The organism is Mucilaginibacter sp., assembly GCF_039921305.1.
Lineage (GTDB): Bacteria > Bacteroidota > Bacteroidia > Sphingobacteriales > Sphingobacteriaceae > Mucilaginibacter.
In genome coordinates, this window is the sequence record NZ_JBDSCA010000057.1 from 140,322 (window position 1) to 154,600 (window position 14,279).

Below are 14,279 nucleotides of genomic sequence, written 5' to 3' on the forward strand. Positions count from 1 at the left end.
TGCAGAAACAAAGCTATCAGAATTTAGCCATATTAAAATGTGGCAGGTTGTTACGATTTGATTAATTTTGCCGGATGGATTTCATAGTTGATGCAACCCTTAAGGCGGTTAAAGCCTTATACCAAACCGATATTACAGCTGCCGATGTTACACTGCAACAAACCCGTAAAGAGTTTGAAGGGCAGGTTACCATAGTTACTTTTCCGTTCGTTAAGTTTTCGCGTAAATCGCCGGAGCAAACCGGTACCGAAATAGGCGAATTTATCCAGAACGAAGTTGCAGTTGTTTCTGGCTTTAACGTGATCAAAGGATTCCTGAACATCAGTATTACCGATGCCTACTGGATCAAGCAGTTATATACAGAAATTGCTACCGATTCATTTGGCTCTTTCCCCGCTAAGGGCGAAAAAGTGATGGTAGAGTATTCGTCGCCAAATACCAATAAGCCATTGCACTTGGGCCACGTGCGTAATAACCTGTTAGGATACTCTGTTGCCGAGATTTTGAAAGCCAATGGGTATGATGTGATCAAAGCCAATCTGGTTAACGATAGGGGCATTCACATCTGTAAATCAATGCTGGCCTGGCAATTATTTGGCAACGGTGAAACACCACAATCAAGCGGTTTAAAAGGCGATCATCTGGTTGGCAAATACTATGTCGTTTTCGACAAGGAGTACAAAAAGCAGATCGACGAGCTAAAAGCCAAAGGCCAAACCGAAGATGAGGCCAAAAAGAACGCGCCCCTAATTATCGAGGCCCAGCAAATGCTCGAAAAGTGGGAAGCCGGTGATAAAGAAGTAATCAGCCTGTGGGAAACCATGAACAGTTGGGTTTACGCTGGTTTTGATGCCACCTACAAAAAACTGGGTGTCGATTTTGATAAGTACTACTACGAATCAAACACCTATTTATTGGGTAAGGATATCGTAGAAGAAGGTTTAGCCAAAGGCATTTTCTTTAAAAAAGAAGACGGCTCAGTTTGGATCGACCTGACCGCTGATGGCCTGGATGAGAAACTGGTACTCCGTTCAAACGGCACATCGGTTTACATGACCCAGGATGTTGGTACGGCTCAACTAAAGTACAACGATTTCCAGGTTGATAAGTCGATCTATGTTGTAGGTAATGAGCAGGATTACCACTTTAAGGTACTATTCCTCATCCTCCAAAAATTGGGTAAACCATGGGCCAAAGGCTTATTCCATCTATCTTATGGTATGGTAGACTTACCATCAGGCAAAATGAAATCCCGCGAAGGTACCGTAGTTGATGCCGATGATCTGATGGCCGAAATGGAAGCAACAGCCAAAACACAAACCGAAGCTTTAGGCAAGATCAACGATTTTGATGAGGAAGAGAAAAAGCAACTATACTATAATATAGGCATGGGCGCTTTAAAATACTTCCTGTTAAAAGTTGAACCTAAAAAACGCCTGTTGTTTGATCCTAACGAATCGATAGATTTTCAAGGTCATACCGGTCCGTTTATTCAATATACACATGCCCGTATCAAATCGGTATTAAAACGTGCAGGTTTCGGCCAGGGTACATCAAACACAAATATTGATGTTTTAGATGGGGTAGAACGCGAACTGATTTTAGCCATGAACCAATTCCCTGAAGCTATCAATCAGGCGGCCAGAGATTATAGCCCTGCTATAATAGCCAACTATGTTTATGAGCTGGCTAAAACCTACAATAAGTTCTATCAGGAAAAGCCTATCCTAAAAGCCGAAGACGAAAGCGTAATGCAATTTAGATTAGAACTATCATCAGCCACAGCCCAAATAATCAATAAAGCTATGCACTTGTTGGGTATCAATGTTCCCGAAAGAATGTAATAGGTAATGTAGGTTTCATTTTGTCTTGATTTTTACATCTTGACTCCTGATTCTTCTTTGCAATTATCATTCTCATAATGCACCCTAACGTAAACGTCATATACACATGGGTATTTATGGGTGTTTTTCAGGATTATTAAGACTCTAATTATGAATTTGATAATTTATTAGAGCCTAATAACTATCATAACCTCAATAATTTAAATAACAAATTATGGGTATTTATGGGTGTTTTTCAAATAACAATTGATCGGATTTTACATTATAAATCTGCACAATCCTAACATTACAAAAATACAAAAATATTTCCACAAAGCTCTCAAAATCCTGTGCTTACCAAAAAAAGTCCCGCCAAAAAGCGGGACTTCCACATCATTAAGCAGCAAAAAATAATAAGACCATACAGTTTCTAACTACTTGATACTTGCTACTAAATACTCATCATCTCCAATGGCCCTTTTCCCAAACATAACCGTTCGGAACATTGCGCCAATGGCCTGGTATCCATTCGCGGTTTCTGCCGCGTTCGTAGTGGCCATTTATATAAACGTATCTTCCACCACGCCATTGCCATTCGCCCGGAATCCAAACCGCATTTGCATATGGTGAAGAAGGGCGAACATATACAGGTTCTACAGGCCTCTCCCGAACAACGAATGAACCTGATGCGCAACCAGCTAATAATGTGCTGACTACACCAACTATTGTTGAAATTTTCGATATCGTTTTCATCTACATAAGTATTTATTACCATATACGACAAATAACTTTCTCGAAAGTTTAATTAAATGATTTACCGCTTCCTAAAGTTGGCCGCAACAACCAGGTCTTTTGTACCTCCGCTGTAATCATAAAATCCTGAGCCCGACTTTACTCCCTTACTACCTGCGGTAACCATATTCACTAAAAGAGGGCAAGGCGCATATTTTTGATTACCAAAACCATCGTACAATACCTTTAATATAGCCAAACAAACATCCAGGCCAATAAAATCGGCCAATTGCAGCGGCCCCATTGGGTGCCCCATGCCTAACTTCATTACGGTATCAATTTCTTCAACCCCGGCAACGCCTTCGTATACACTGTATATGGCTTCGTTTATCATCGGCATTAATATGCGATTTGCCACAAAGCCGGGGTAATCGTTTACTTCAACCGGTTGTTTATCCAGCTTTCGCGATAATTCCATAATAGTATCGGTAACCTCATTGCTTGTAGCATATCCGCGAATAACCTCTACCAGTTTCATCACCGGAACCGGGTTCATAAAATGCATGCCTATAACTTTATCCGCTCTGTTTGTTACCGAAGCTATTTTAGTAATGGATATTGACGAAGTATTGGTAGCTAATATGGTTGTAGAAGGGCATATTTCATCTAGTTCTTTAAATATCTTTAATTTTAGATCGCTGTTCTCGGTAGCGGCTTCAACAATCAGATCTGCATTTTGTACTGCCTGCTTTATATCTGTATAAGTAGTGATGTTGTTGATTGTTGCCATTTTTACAGCCTCGTCTATTAGGCCCTTAGTTAATTGGCGGTCAAGGTTTTTTTTGATTGTATTAACGCCCTTTTCTAATGCGTTCGCATTTACATCAACCATATTTACGCTGTATCCATGTTGCGCAAACAGGTGCGCAATGCCATTCCCCATAGTTCCGGAACCTATAATTGTGATGTTTTTCATGTAAGTAAATAATTATGTACTTGAGGGCGAAATTATTCGTTAAAGATAAACGTTTATATTAAAATGACTTGTTAGCCTATTAGAATATTAGGTAACAATAAGTTATCTGGTTATTATGGTCCGCTTTTTGAAAAATATTTTTTATGTGATATACCTTATAAGTAATTTAATTATATTTAGCATATGAAAATCAGATTAGTTTTATCAATAGCCGTAATAGCATCTTGTTTAAACCTTAAAGTTGCCAATGCTCAAGAGCAGCAGGAGTTTAATAGTACCAATATTATGCCTGTGCTGAACCATAGCTACACAAATGTTGAAGGTTCACCTTTTTTAACAAATCAGTGGGCTAAAGGAACTGTAAAAATGGCTAACGGACATGTTTACAAGGATATGCAGCTAAAATACGAACAGTGTTCAGATGCTATGTTCTTCAGAAAAACTAATGATGAAGACCTATTTGCTTTTAGTGAGCAGATTAGCGAGGTTAAAATGGACTACATTCAGAACAATATTCCATATCAAAAGCTTTATCGTACGGGCTACACCATTACGGGAAGTACCGAGAAATCTTTTTTTGAGGTTCTTAGCGATGGACGCGTACAATTGTTAAAAAAGGACAATAAAATAATAACCGAATCGAAAGAATATAACTCATCAACTATTAATAAAAAGTTTGAGCCGGTTACAAAATACTATATCGTTATAGCTGGAAATGTAAAACCTTTTAAAAAGGATAAGAAATTCATTCTGGCTAATTTATCCGATAAACAAACGCAGATTGAAAACTATATTAAAACCAATGATCTGGATTTGAAAAACGATGCTGATCTGGCTATGTTATTCAATTATTATAATTCGATATAATTAGTTTAAGCGATTCAAATTGATCTATAAATAAAGAGGGCCGGCTTTTTAAGCCGGCCCTCTTTATTTGAAAATAACTTAGATTATAAGGCGAGTTGATTGCTGACGCTTAAAATACCAAATTTATCTGGAGATAAATTTGGTATACTGTATGTACTAATATTTTGCGCTTTTGCTTTAATTATTGATTCTGAATCAACATCTGGTTCACCATTAAATATAATCATTTTTAGCGGTATTGATCTGTATTTTAACGCTTCTATAGATAACAGGGTATGATTAATGCTCCCCAAATAGTTTTTAGATACTAATATTACTTCCGCATCCAATTGTTTGATCAGATCTATCATTAAAAATGTATCATTCAAAGGAACCATTAAACCACCGGCCCCTTCAATAATTAACTGGTTTTGAGTTTTAGGTAATATGATCTTAGCCGGATCAATAGTGATCCCATCCAAAGCGGCCGATTTATGTGGCGAATAAGGCTGTGTTAATCTATATGCCTCCGGGTGAAATACCGATGTGCTATTTGAAATTAAGCTTTTAACCATTAAAGTATCGCTATTATCCAAATCACCAGATTGTATGGGCTTCCAATAATCAGCTTTAAAATGCTCAACCATAACTGCCGAAACTATAGTTTTGCCTATACCGGTACCAATACCGGTTATAAATATGGGGCGCTTACTCATTTATTATCTGTTTTAACAATTGGATGAGGCTGTTTATTTCTTTATCCGTATTAAATGCGTGTAAACATATGCGTAACCGTTCAGCGCCTTTGGCAACCGTAGGGCTTAATATTGGCCGGATATCAAAGTTATTATCCTGTAAAGTTAATGCAATCTGCTTCACCCTGTCATTGCCCGGAATAACAATGCTTTGAATTGCACTGTCGCTCTCAAGTAATCCATAGCCATCTCCCAATCCCAATTTAAATAGATTAATATTATCTGTCAATTCTTGTTGCTGTTTACCTGAAGTCTGCAAAAACTCATAGGCCATTTTTACGCTCACCTGTTGGTGGAAAGATGATGCAGTGGTATAAACAAATGAGCGGGCAAAGTTTATTAAATATTCTATTAACAAGCTACTCCCCAAAACTATAGCGCCATGTGTACCTAAAGCCTTGCCAAAAGTTATAACCCGGGCAAACACTTTATTTTGTAAATTTAATTCGCTTACTAAGCCTCTGTTAAATAAACCAACAGCATGTGCCTCGTCAACTATTACATTTGCTTTGTATGTTTCGGCCAATGTTATTATTTCTGTCAAGGGCGCCCTATCTCCATCCATCGAATAAATGCTTTCTACAGCGATATAGCAATTACCTGTTGCATGTTTAAGCTTATCCTCCAGACTTTTTAAATCGTTATGTTTAAAGGAGTATCTGTTGGCATAACTAAGCCTTGCCCCGTCAATAATGCAGGCATGGATTAATTCATCGCTAATTATAGTATCGCCGCGCTGCGGAAGAGATGAGAATAACCCCAGATTAGCATCATATCCCGAATTAAATATTAAACCCGCTTCAGCATCATGAAATTTTGCAATTTCTGATTCTAATTCTTCACAAAATGCAGTATTACCACTTAATAGGCGGGAGCCTGTAGATCCGTTTAAATAGTCGGGATGTTGTTTGAGGTACTGATCAACCTTGCTCTTTAATTCTGCTGATCGTGCAAAACCAAGGTAATCATTCGAACAGAAGTCTATAGGCGGCTTATCCGTTTTTAAAATCCGGTAAGTTCCTAACGCTTTACGTTCGTTAAGTTTACTTTTTATATAGTTGTTAGCGCTGCTCAATATTGAATATAATTTACGCTAAAATAAGAAAAGCGGCGCAAGGCCGCTTTTCTACATCAAATTATTTTGATGGTGGGGGTGGAGGAGTACCACCACCGCCGCCGCCGCCATTGCCGCCACGGTTATTCATTCTTTCTTCCATTATTTTTTTCCAGGCCGCTTTTTGATCATCAGTAAGTACTTTCTGAACTTTTTCATTAGCAGCTTGCATTAACGGGCGCATAGCTTGTCTGTCGCCGCCAGCTTTCATAACACTATCTCTTTTTGCAGTTTGCTCTGTGTAGATAGCGGTAATTTTAGTTGTTTGATCGTCAGTTAATTTTAACTGAGTTTGCATTTGCTTTGCCCTGTCTGCAGCAGACATTTGTGGGCCGCGGCCCTGGCCACCACCTTGAGCCTTGCTCAAAGATACTACGCTTACTAATAAGCAGCATACCATTAATAATTTTTTCATTTCTTTCTTTTAAGTTTAACTGTATGATAAAGATAGAAGCAAATAGTTTAATTGCAACCCTGTAACTTAATTGTTGCCTTGGTTTATCTTTGATATAGAACGCTGCATTTCCATCATCATTGTTGTTAAACTTTCCATAGTTGGTTCGGGTACGGGCTGTGGCAATTGGGTTGATATATAAGCCTTGGCTTTCCACAATTCCAAAATATCCTCGCCACTAACCTCATACGGGTCATACACCGGGTTATCCGACATCAGCTTTAATTTCTTCTGATCTTTAAATTTATTGCCAACACGTTTATAAACCACACCGTCGTTCTTACTTACTACCACATAGGTTTCGGCAGGTTTAACATCGGCCCAGTTTTCAACATACTCACCTATAATAATAGAACCTGACGGTAACGGTAGCATAGAATCGCCCTTGATCTCAAATGCGCGGAACGTACCCCCGGTAAACATAGGCAAGTTAAACTTAGGCAATCTGGCTACATATTCAGGATCGGCGTAGCCATTCATATAACCAGCGCTGGCCTTCATAGGCACCAGTTCTATATTCTCGTTATCGTCTTTATCAACAGATATACTAAGTACCCTCAGATTAGCCGGATTGCCCTTTGGTTTGGGTGCCCACTTATCGTCAATGGTTTCATTAATAAAATCATCAACACTTAAATCAAAAAATATTGCTATTTTTTTTAGTAATTCATATTTCGGTTCAGCTCTGTTCTCTTCGTAGGCGCCTACTAATGAGCGCTTAATATCCAGTGAATCAGCAAATTGTTGCTGGGTTAAACCTTTCTTTTTACGTAGAAACTTAATATTTGAAGAAATATTTGCCATAAAATTTGGAATTGCTAAAATAGTTAGTATTTTTATGCCAATAAAATTAGCAATTAATATTTACATAGACAAATAAAATTATGAACACGTTTATTTATATCATCACCGACAGGAACAGGAATTGCTTACACAGTGGCATGACAACTGATTTGATCAAAACGATTGACTTTTATACCGAGATGCCGAACCTGTTTTTTGATAGCGCTCAACAACTAAATAGATTAGTATATTTTGAAGAGATCAATAACGAGGAAATGGCTATGGAGCGCTTTAAGGTAGTAAGCCGTTTTACAAGGGCCCAAAAAGAAAAAATGATCAGATCCGTTAATCCCGACTGGGTAGATCTGACCATTGGTTTAAAGTTTGAAACAAACACTATGCAGCAACGGATGCAATTCCGTCCGGCAATAGCTAATACACGCAGGCGTGTTACTTCTTTTTAAATATTAATGCGCCTGAGTTCATGCAAAATCTTTTGCCACCTCTATCGGCAGGGCCATCGTCAAAAACATGCCCAAGGTGCAAACCTGTGCTTTTCTCGATAACCTCGTTACGGCTCATGCCATAAGTGTTATCCTTAACGATCTCAATTTTTTTAGCGTCAACGGCTTTTACAAAACTTGGCCAACCTGTTCCGCTATCAAATTTATCATCGGAGCTAAATAATACATCGCCGGTTGCGGCGCTTACAAATACACCTTTGTCGTGCATATCAAAGTAGGAGTTTTTAAAAGGCGGTTCGGTACCACGCTCAACCATAATATAGTATTGGTTTGAGGTGAGTATTTTTTTCCACTCTTCATTAGTCTTAGATTTTGGGCGACCTTGAGTTAGCTTGCTCGATTGGCCATTACTCATCTGGCATCCGCAAAAAGCTATCAACATAATGATAACTAAAATATTGATGGTTCTTTTCATCTGATTCTTTATTTAAGATTTATACCTGATTAGTCGGTTTTATTAAAACAACCTTACAGCCTTTAATAAATTACGAATTTAATCCTGATCCGGATTTACCAACGCGCAATGTCAATCAGTTAAAAACTATAACTTGCTTTTAGGAACCAGCACCGCAGTCACCACATCAATTATACCATTGCTCTGCTCAATATCAAACTGACTGATCACGGCTTCTTTTCCATTTTCATCTACCAAAACAATATTTCTATCACCGTTAATTTTAGCTATTAGTTTAGCGCCGGTCAGGGTAATAAAAGTAGCCGAACCTTTACCTTGTACAATTTGTTTGGCAATATCTTTAGATGTGTATTTGCCACTAATTACATGGTAAGTTAGTAATCTGGTTAAATCTATACCATGAGTTGTTTTTAACAAGGTATCTAAAGTGCCGGGGGCCAATTGATTAAAGGCGTCATTGGTGGGCGCAAAAATAGTTAAGGGGCCACGGCTTTTTAGCGTTTCGGATAAGTTGCCTGCCAAAATAGCATTGGTTAATGTGGTGTGATCTTTTGATTTTTTAATATTATCTACAATATCTTTATCCGATCTCATTTGAGCGCCACCAATTATCCGGGTTTTAACGTGCTTGGGTATAGTCGCCGTAGTCGTATCTGGCGTACGGGCTACCGATTTGGTAGTGGTTGTACTTTCAACATTTGTATTGATTTGCGCCTGTACGCTATATACGCATGTGGAAAGTAATAGGATGAGAAGTAATTTTTTCATTGTTATTTATTGAATAATTTAAATTTATATCACGCCTTTTAATAGGCCACCTTCAACCCGTATGGCAGCGCCATTAGTAGCCGAGGCCAAAGTGCTGCATAAATATACAACCATATTAGCTATTTCGTCGGTACTGGCAAAGCGCTGTATGATAGATGTTGGGCGCATGTGTGTGAAAAAGTCTTTCTCAACATCTTCTTTCGATTTATTTTGCGATTTAGACAGATCATCAATAAAACCACCCACACCTTCGGATAGTGTCGGGCCAGGCAAAACTGAATTTACGGTAACGTTACTGCTTTTAGTTAATTCGGCCAAGCCACGGGCTACGGCTAACTGGGCGGTCTTAGTCATACCATAGTGTATCATTTCAGAAGGTATCTGTATAGCCGATTCGCTGCTGATAAAAATAATGCGTCCCCAATCCTGTTCAAGCATTTTAGGGAAGTAGATACGGGATAACCTCACGCCACTTAATACATTAACCTCATAAAACTTCATCCAGTCGGCATCGCTAATGTCGGCAAACTCTTTTGGCTCAAATATGCCAACGTTATTGATCAGGATGTCAACTTCAGGGAGTTGTGTTAATAAACTATCTATTTCATTAACTTTCCCAAAATCGCAGGCAATACCTCTAATATTGGGGTTGCCGGTTTCCTGCTTCAATTGTTCGGCTACGGCATCAGTTTTTTGTTGCGAACGCCCGTTTATAACAACGTGCACGCCCTCGGTGGCTAATAATTTAGCAATTGCAAAGCCAATTCCCGCTGTTGAACCTGTTACCAGGGCGGTTTTTCCTTTTATATTTAAATCCATTATTTGAAATGTATCAGTGCTTATATTTTATTTCTTGCTGGCGCATCGGCATATTATCAATTAAATCAAATAAGCGGGTTAAACTTACCGGCTCATGGCTGCGTAGCTTCTCGCCATTATCTTTTCCTATCAATATTACGGTAAATGGTACATTGGTTACACCCCACTTTTTGTATTGCTGAACATTACCCGTCGAATAGGTGATAACCCTGTAAATAATATCCCGGTCGTGTATACCCTTCGCATCTGCTTTTAGTATATTTATTTGTTGTATCACGTTAACATTGTTGGCTTTATCCGCAAAGATCAAAACCGAACGGTTGGCTTGTTTTTGATTTGCAAACACCATACATATCGCAAACATCACTAAAATTTTAATTTGCATAGCCATCATAAAGCCATAACAACAAAACAGTAACATTGTTACCTGCAAATGGAGGAAATTGTAAAAAGATATTGATATGTTACATACTTTTGATGAAGCAGTTTTATAGCATGGGTTTAAAAAAGACAAAGCCATTTTTATTACGTACGGGTTTAATGTTGGGGATAGGATTATCATTGATATCCTGGGGGAAATATGGCCATGAGCACATCAATCGTGCTGTAGTAATGACGCTCCCCGCACCTATGCAGGGCTTTTTTTATAACCATGCTGATTTTATTACGGTAGAATCAAACCTGCCCGATGTTCGTAAATATACTATCGGCGATTCAGCCGAATTTCCCCGCCATCATATTCACCTGGAAGCTTACGGCAATTATGATGCTATCCCAAAATCGCCAAAAGAAGCCAAAGCAAAATACGATGCGAAGTTTTTGTATAAGCATGGCACTTTGCCCTGGTACATTCAGGATATGATGCTGAAGCTAACAAAGGCTTTTAAAGAAGGGCATAAGTCGGATATCCTATTACTATCTGCCGATATCGGTCACTATATTGGCGATGCCTATATGCCATTGCATACCTCAGAAAATCACAACGGAACCTTAACCAACCAAAAAGGTGTGCATGGTTTGTTTGAAACACGACTGCCAGAACTGTTTGGCGATACCTACAAGTATAATGTAGGTAAACCCCATTATATTGCTGATATACAGAAAGAAACCTGGCGCATAGTTGCAGCCTCAAACCATGCAGCCGATACCTTACTTAAAGCAGATCGCGATCTGTCCGCTACATTCGCTAAAGACAAGGTTTTTGAAATGGTTAATGGCAAAATAAAAACCAATATGTATAATGATTATATACATACTGTTGATTATGCCAAAGCCTATCACACCAAATTGAACGGTATAGTACAAAGGCAAATGCGTGGAGCCATACTATCTACCGCCAATTTTTTATATACAGCCTGGGTAAATGCAGGCAAGCCAGATCTTTCGGCTCTTGACCCGGTAGAACTTACTAAACGTAATGCCACTACTTTAGCGCAGGATAAAGCCTTGTTCAATCGCGGCAAGCTATTTGGCCTAAAAAGCGAAAAAGAATTTTAATCCGTCAAATCAAAATGATCTCAAAAAGCCGTATCCTATTTGCCTTATTTGTTGTGCCAGTTGTACTAAGTGCATGCCATACTACAACAGCGCCCGGAAATAAAACAGCCGCCATAACAGATGAAAGCTCGTACCACATCGGCTATGATGATAGTACTTTGTACAGTAAATCTTTACCCTATGTAATGCCCTATAACCGTATCATTAATCCGGCAGGTACAACGGTTTACTTTGGCGATACCAAATATGAAAATCATAGCCTGGATTGTAAACTCATTCCGGGCAGGGATGCTTTGGTTGTAGAAGACCGTTACGGGATAGCTATTATCAACACCAAAACCAAAGATGTGATAGCGCGATGGAGCTATTATGATGAGAAACGTTTTACTGGTTTAGCGAGCACCTATTCGGGAATACAGGTGGTGCAGCGTTATGGTAAAACCAATATTTTATGGAGCGCGGCAAGTGGCAGCAAATCATACGTAATGATGGTTAACTGGGATGGTGAACACATTTTTTTTAAGAAACAGATAGCATTTGCTCCCGAAGGTAATTCACCTTTAGCCTTACCCAATGAGTTGAAGGTTATTGAAGAAGGCGATACGGACTACCTTTACGTAGTATTAAACGGCAACAACCAGTTTGTGAAACTGAGCCTTGCCGATGAAAAAGTAAAATGGAAAACACCAACAGGTGTAGCCCCTTACGGTTTAGCCATAGCGAATGGGAAGGCATTTATCAGCAATTGGGGAGGTGCGATCCCAACTGATGCAACAAAGGGCGAAACTTCGGGTGTACCTTACGGGAAAGCATATTCAGATCAAAAAACCGGTGCAACTGCACAGGGAACGGTTTCTGTTATCAATACCAGCACTGGCGCTTTTATTACAGAGATACCAGTTGGTTTGCACCCTAACGCTATAGTTGCCAGTCCGGATAGTAAATTTGTTTACGTAGCTAATGCCAACAGCGATAATGTTTATGTAATTGATGCCGTAAAACTGGTTACCGTCGATTCCATCAGCGTTAAGTTGGACATCAGTGAGAAGAGTTTTATTGGTGATTCGCCCGGAGCTTTATCATTGAGCCCCAAAGGTACCATGTTGTATGTAGCTAACGGATTGGATAACGCCATTGCAGTTATCAAACTCGGCGCTAACGTAGCTACCAACGGAAAAGATCAAACTGTTATCAAAGGCTTTATCCCAACAGAAGCCTATCCGGGTGGTATAGCCATTGATCTGAATAACATCTACGTAACCAACCTGGAAGGGGAAGGAGCAAGGGTTAACAGTAACCGCATGACGGATGGCGCTAAAAGCACCCCCAAAGTTGATGCCTTTAACTCACATCATATGGAAGCTACAGTTTCCATTATCCCTTTACCCCAGGGTTTAAATAACGATATGTTCAACTATACCGAACGGGTAAAAAAAGCTAACCTGCTGTTCAGGACCCAGCTTTCGAGGCAATTGCCGCGAAGTAATGTAGCGCCACGGCCCGTTCCCGAAAGGATAGGAGAGCCCTCGGTATTTAAGCATGTGATCTATATCATCAAAGAAAACCGCACCTACGATCAGGTTTTAGGCGATATGCCCGAAGGCAATGGTAAAAAAGAACTCTGCATTTATGGCGACGAGGTTACGCCCAACCAGCACCAGTTAGCCCGTGATTTTGTGTTGATGGATAACTACTACGCCTCGGGCAAGTCATCTGCCGAAGGACACCAATGGACGGATGCCGCCATGGTTACCGATTACGTAGAACGCAATGTACGCTCATGGTTCAGAAGCTATCCGCATGTTCAGAACGATGCGCTGGTTTACAGCAAACAAGGTTTCATTTGGAATAATGCTTTAGATCATGGTAAAACAGTGCGTATATACGGCGAAACCGCCACACCTAAATTTGATAAAAATTTAACCTGGACTAAGATATATCAGCAATGGAAAGATGGTAAGCCATTAGAGTTTACCAATAGTACAACCATTTCCAGGGTAAGGCCTATCCTGGCACCCGGTTACCCCGGATATGATACCCATGTAATTAACGACCAGGTACGTGCTGATGCCTTTATCAAAGAGCTAAAAGAGTACGAAGCAAAACCCGGCGACCAGTGGCCTCAACTAATGGTGTTAGCCTTACCGGCAGACCATACCGGCGGTTTAAAGCCCGGTTTACCAACACCCCGCGCTATGGTTGCAGATAACGATTTAGCTTTGGGCCGCATTGTTGAAGCGGTTTCACATAGCCGTTTTTATAATTCGACAGTGATATTTGTTACCGAGGATGATTCTCAGGATGGCTGGGACCACGTTTCGGCTTATCGTACCATTGGGAATGTGATCAGTCCGTATTCAAGATTACAGCGTAAGGTGCCTACCAATTATAACCAGACTTGTGTAGTGCGCACCATTGAGCAAATACTGGGCATCCCGCCTATGAATGTGATTGACGCGACGGCCTTACCTATGTTTAGCTGCTTTAATAACAAGCCGGACTATTTTGCATACAAATACATCGAAAATAAGATCGCGCTTGATGAAATGAACAGGGTATTATCATCATTAAAAGGAGCGGAGTTATATTATGCCAAGCAAAGCATGTTGCCCGCTTATGATCATATCGACGGTGGTAATGATGATCTGTTAAACCGGATGTTATGGCTGGTAGCTAAACCTAAAACACCATATCCTGCTAAACTTGCCGGTAACGATAAGGATGACGACGATTAAATAGCCTAAATTACCCGGAATTTTACAAGGAAAAAGCA

At 39.7% G+C, this 14,279-nt stretch carries 15 protein-coding genes; 5 read left to right on the forward strand and 10 right to left on the reverse strand.

What is annotated here, in order from left to right:
* Positions 1-74 precede the first annotated feature (74 nt).
* The gene (gene argS, locus ABIN91_RS18400; RefSeq protein WP_348052908.1) at positions 75-1,844 is read left to right on the forward strand and encodes an arginine--tRNA ligase; all 1,770 of its coding nucleotides are present in this window, start codon (positions 75-77) and stop codon (positions 1,842-1,844) included.
* Between the two features lie 441 nt (positions 1,845-2,285).
* On the opposite strand, the gene ABIN91_RS18405 is transcribed toward argS, so the two are convergent.
* On the reverse strand, positions 2,286-2,576 hold the full coding sequence (locus ABIN91_RS18405) for a hypothetical protein (protein ID WP_348052909.1): 291 nt from the start codon (positions 2,574-2,576) through the stop codon (positions 2,286-2,288).
* A 61-nt stretch (positions 2,577-2,637) separates the two neighbouring features.
* Entirely contained in the window at positions 2,638-3,531 is an 894-nt protein-coding gene (locus ABIN91_RS18410; protein WP_348052910.1) for a 3-hydroxybutyryl-CoA dehydrogenase, read from the reverse strand.
* A 183-nt stretch (positions 3,532-3,714) separates the two neighbouring features.
* Between ABIN91_RS18410 and ABIN91_RS18415 the strand changes: the two genes are divergently transcribed.
* Complete coding sequence (locus ABIN91_RS18415; protein ID WP_348052911.1) at positions 3,715-4,398, forward strand: hypothetical protein; 684 nt, start codon at positions 3,715-3,717, stop codon at positions 4,396-4,398.
* An 83-nt stretch (positions 4,399-4,481) separates the two neighbouring features.
* On the opposite strand, the gene bioD is transcribed toward ABIN91_RS18415, so the two are convergent.
* From bioD to ABIN91_RS18435, 4 genes are all read right to left on the reverse strand, one after another.
* Positions 4,482-5,093: a dethiobiotin synthase gene (bioD, locus tag ABIN91_RS18420; RefSeq protein WP_348052912.1), complete on the reverse strand. Its 612-nt coding sequence runs from the start codon at positions 5,091-5,093 to the stop codon at positions 4,482-4,484.
* Positions 5,086-6,207, reverse strand: a complete 1,122-nt coding sequence (locus ABIN91_RS18425) for an 8-amino-7-oxononanoate synthase (protein ID WP_348052913.1) — start codon at positions 6,205-6,207, stop codon at positions 5,086-5,088. The genes bioD and ABIN91_RS18425 overlap by 8 nt, the downstream gene beginning before the upstream one ends.
* Positions 6,208-6,268: 61 nt before the next feature.
* Positions 6,269-6,661: a hypothetical protein gene (locus ABIN91_RS18430; RefSeq protein WP_348052914.1), complete on the reverse strand. Its 393-nt coding sequence runs from the start codon at positions 6,659-6,661 to the stop codon at positions 6,269-6,271.
* Between the two features lie 66 nt (positions 6,662-6,727).
* On the reverse strand, positions 6,728-7,504 hold the full coding sequence (locus tag ABIN91_RS18435; protein WP_348052915.1) for a LexA family transcriptional regulator: 777 nt from the start codon (positions 7,502-7,504) through the stop codon (positions 6,728-6,730).
* Between the two features lie 80 nt (positions 7,505-7,584).
* Between ABIN91_RS18435 and ABIN91_RS18440 the strand changes: the two genes are divergently transcribed.
* The gene (locus ABIN91_RS18440) at positions 7,585-7,947 is read left to right on the forward strand and encodes a GIY-YIG nuclease family protein (protein ID WP_348052916.1); all 363 of its coding nucleotides are present in this window, start codon (positions 7,585-7,587) and stop codon (positions 7,945-7,947) included.
* On the opposite strand, the gene msrB is transcribed toward ABIN91_RS18440, so the two are convergent.
* The 4 genes from msrB to ABIN91_RS18460 form a co-directional block, all read right to left on the reverse strand.
* Positions 7,934-8,422 carry a peptide-methionine (R)-S-oxide reductase MsrB gene (gene msrB, locus ABIN91_RS18445; RefSeq protein ID WP_348052917.1) on the reverse strand — a complete coding sequence of 163 codons (489 nt, stop codon included), beginning with the start codon at positions 8,420-8,422 and terminating at the stop codon, positions 7,934-7,936. The two genes, ABIN91_RS18440 and msrB, sit on opposite strands and share 14 nt — an antisense overlap.
* Before the next feature lie 126 nt (positions 8,423-8,548).
* Positions 8,549-9,190, reverse strand: a complete 642-nt coding sequence (locus ABIN91_RS18450; protein WP_348052918.1) for a fasciclin domain-containing protein — start codon at positions 9,188-9,190, stop codon at positions 8,549-8,551.
* A 24-nt stretch (positions 9,191-9,214) separates the two neighbouring features.
* Positions 9,215-10,009 (reverse strand): SDR family oxidoreductase, encoded by a 795-nt coding sequence (locus ABIN91_RS18455; protein WP_348052919.1) that lies wholly within the window; start codon positions 10,007-10,009, stop codon positions 9,215-9,217.
* A 13-nt stretch (positions 10,010-10,022) separates the two neighbouring features.
* Positions 10,023-10,373: a DUF4174 domain-containing protein gene (locus ABIN91_RS18460; protein WP_348052920.1), complete on the reverse strand. Its 351-nt coding sequence runs from the start codon at positions 10,371-10,373 to the stop codon at positions 10,023-10,025.
* Between the two features lie 113 nt (positions 10,374-10,486).
* On the opposite strand from ABIN91_RS18460, the gene ABIN91_RS18465 reads away from it, so the two are divergent.
* Positions 10,487-11,506, forward strand: coding sequence for a zinc dependent phospholipase C family protein (locus tag ABIN91_RS18465; RefSeq protein WP_348052921.1), 1,020 nt, complete (start codon positions 10,487-10,489; stop codon positions 11,504-11,506).
* A gap of 14 nt (positions 11,507-11,520) precedes the next feature.
* The gene (locus ABIN91_RS18470) at positions 11,521-14,241 is read left to right on the forward strand and encodes a bifunctional YncE family protein/alkaline phosphatase family protein (RefSeq protein ID WP_348052922.1); all 2,721 of its coding nucleotides are present in this window, start codon (positions 11,521-11,523) and stop codon (positions 14,239-14,241) included.
* The last annotated feature ends 38 nt before the right edge of the window (positions 14,242-14,279 follow it).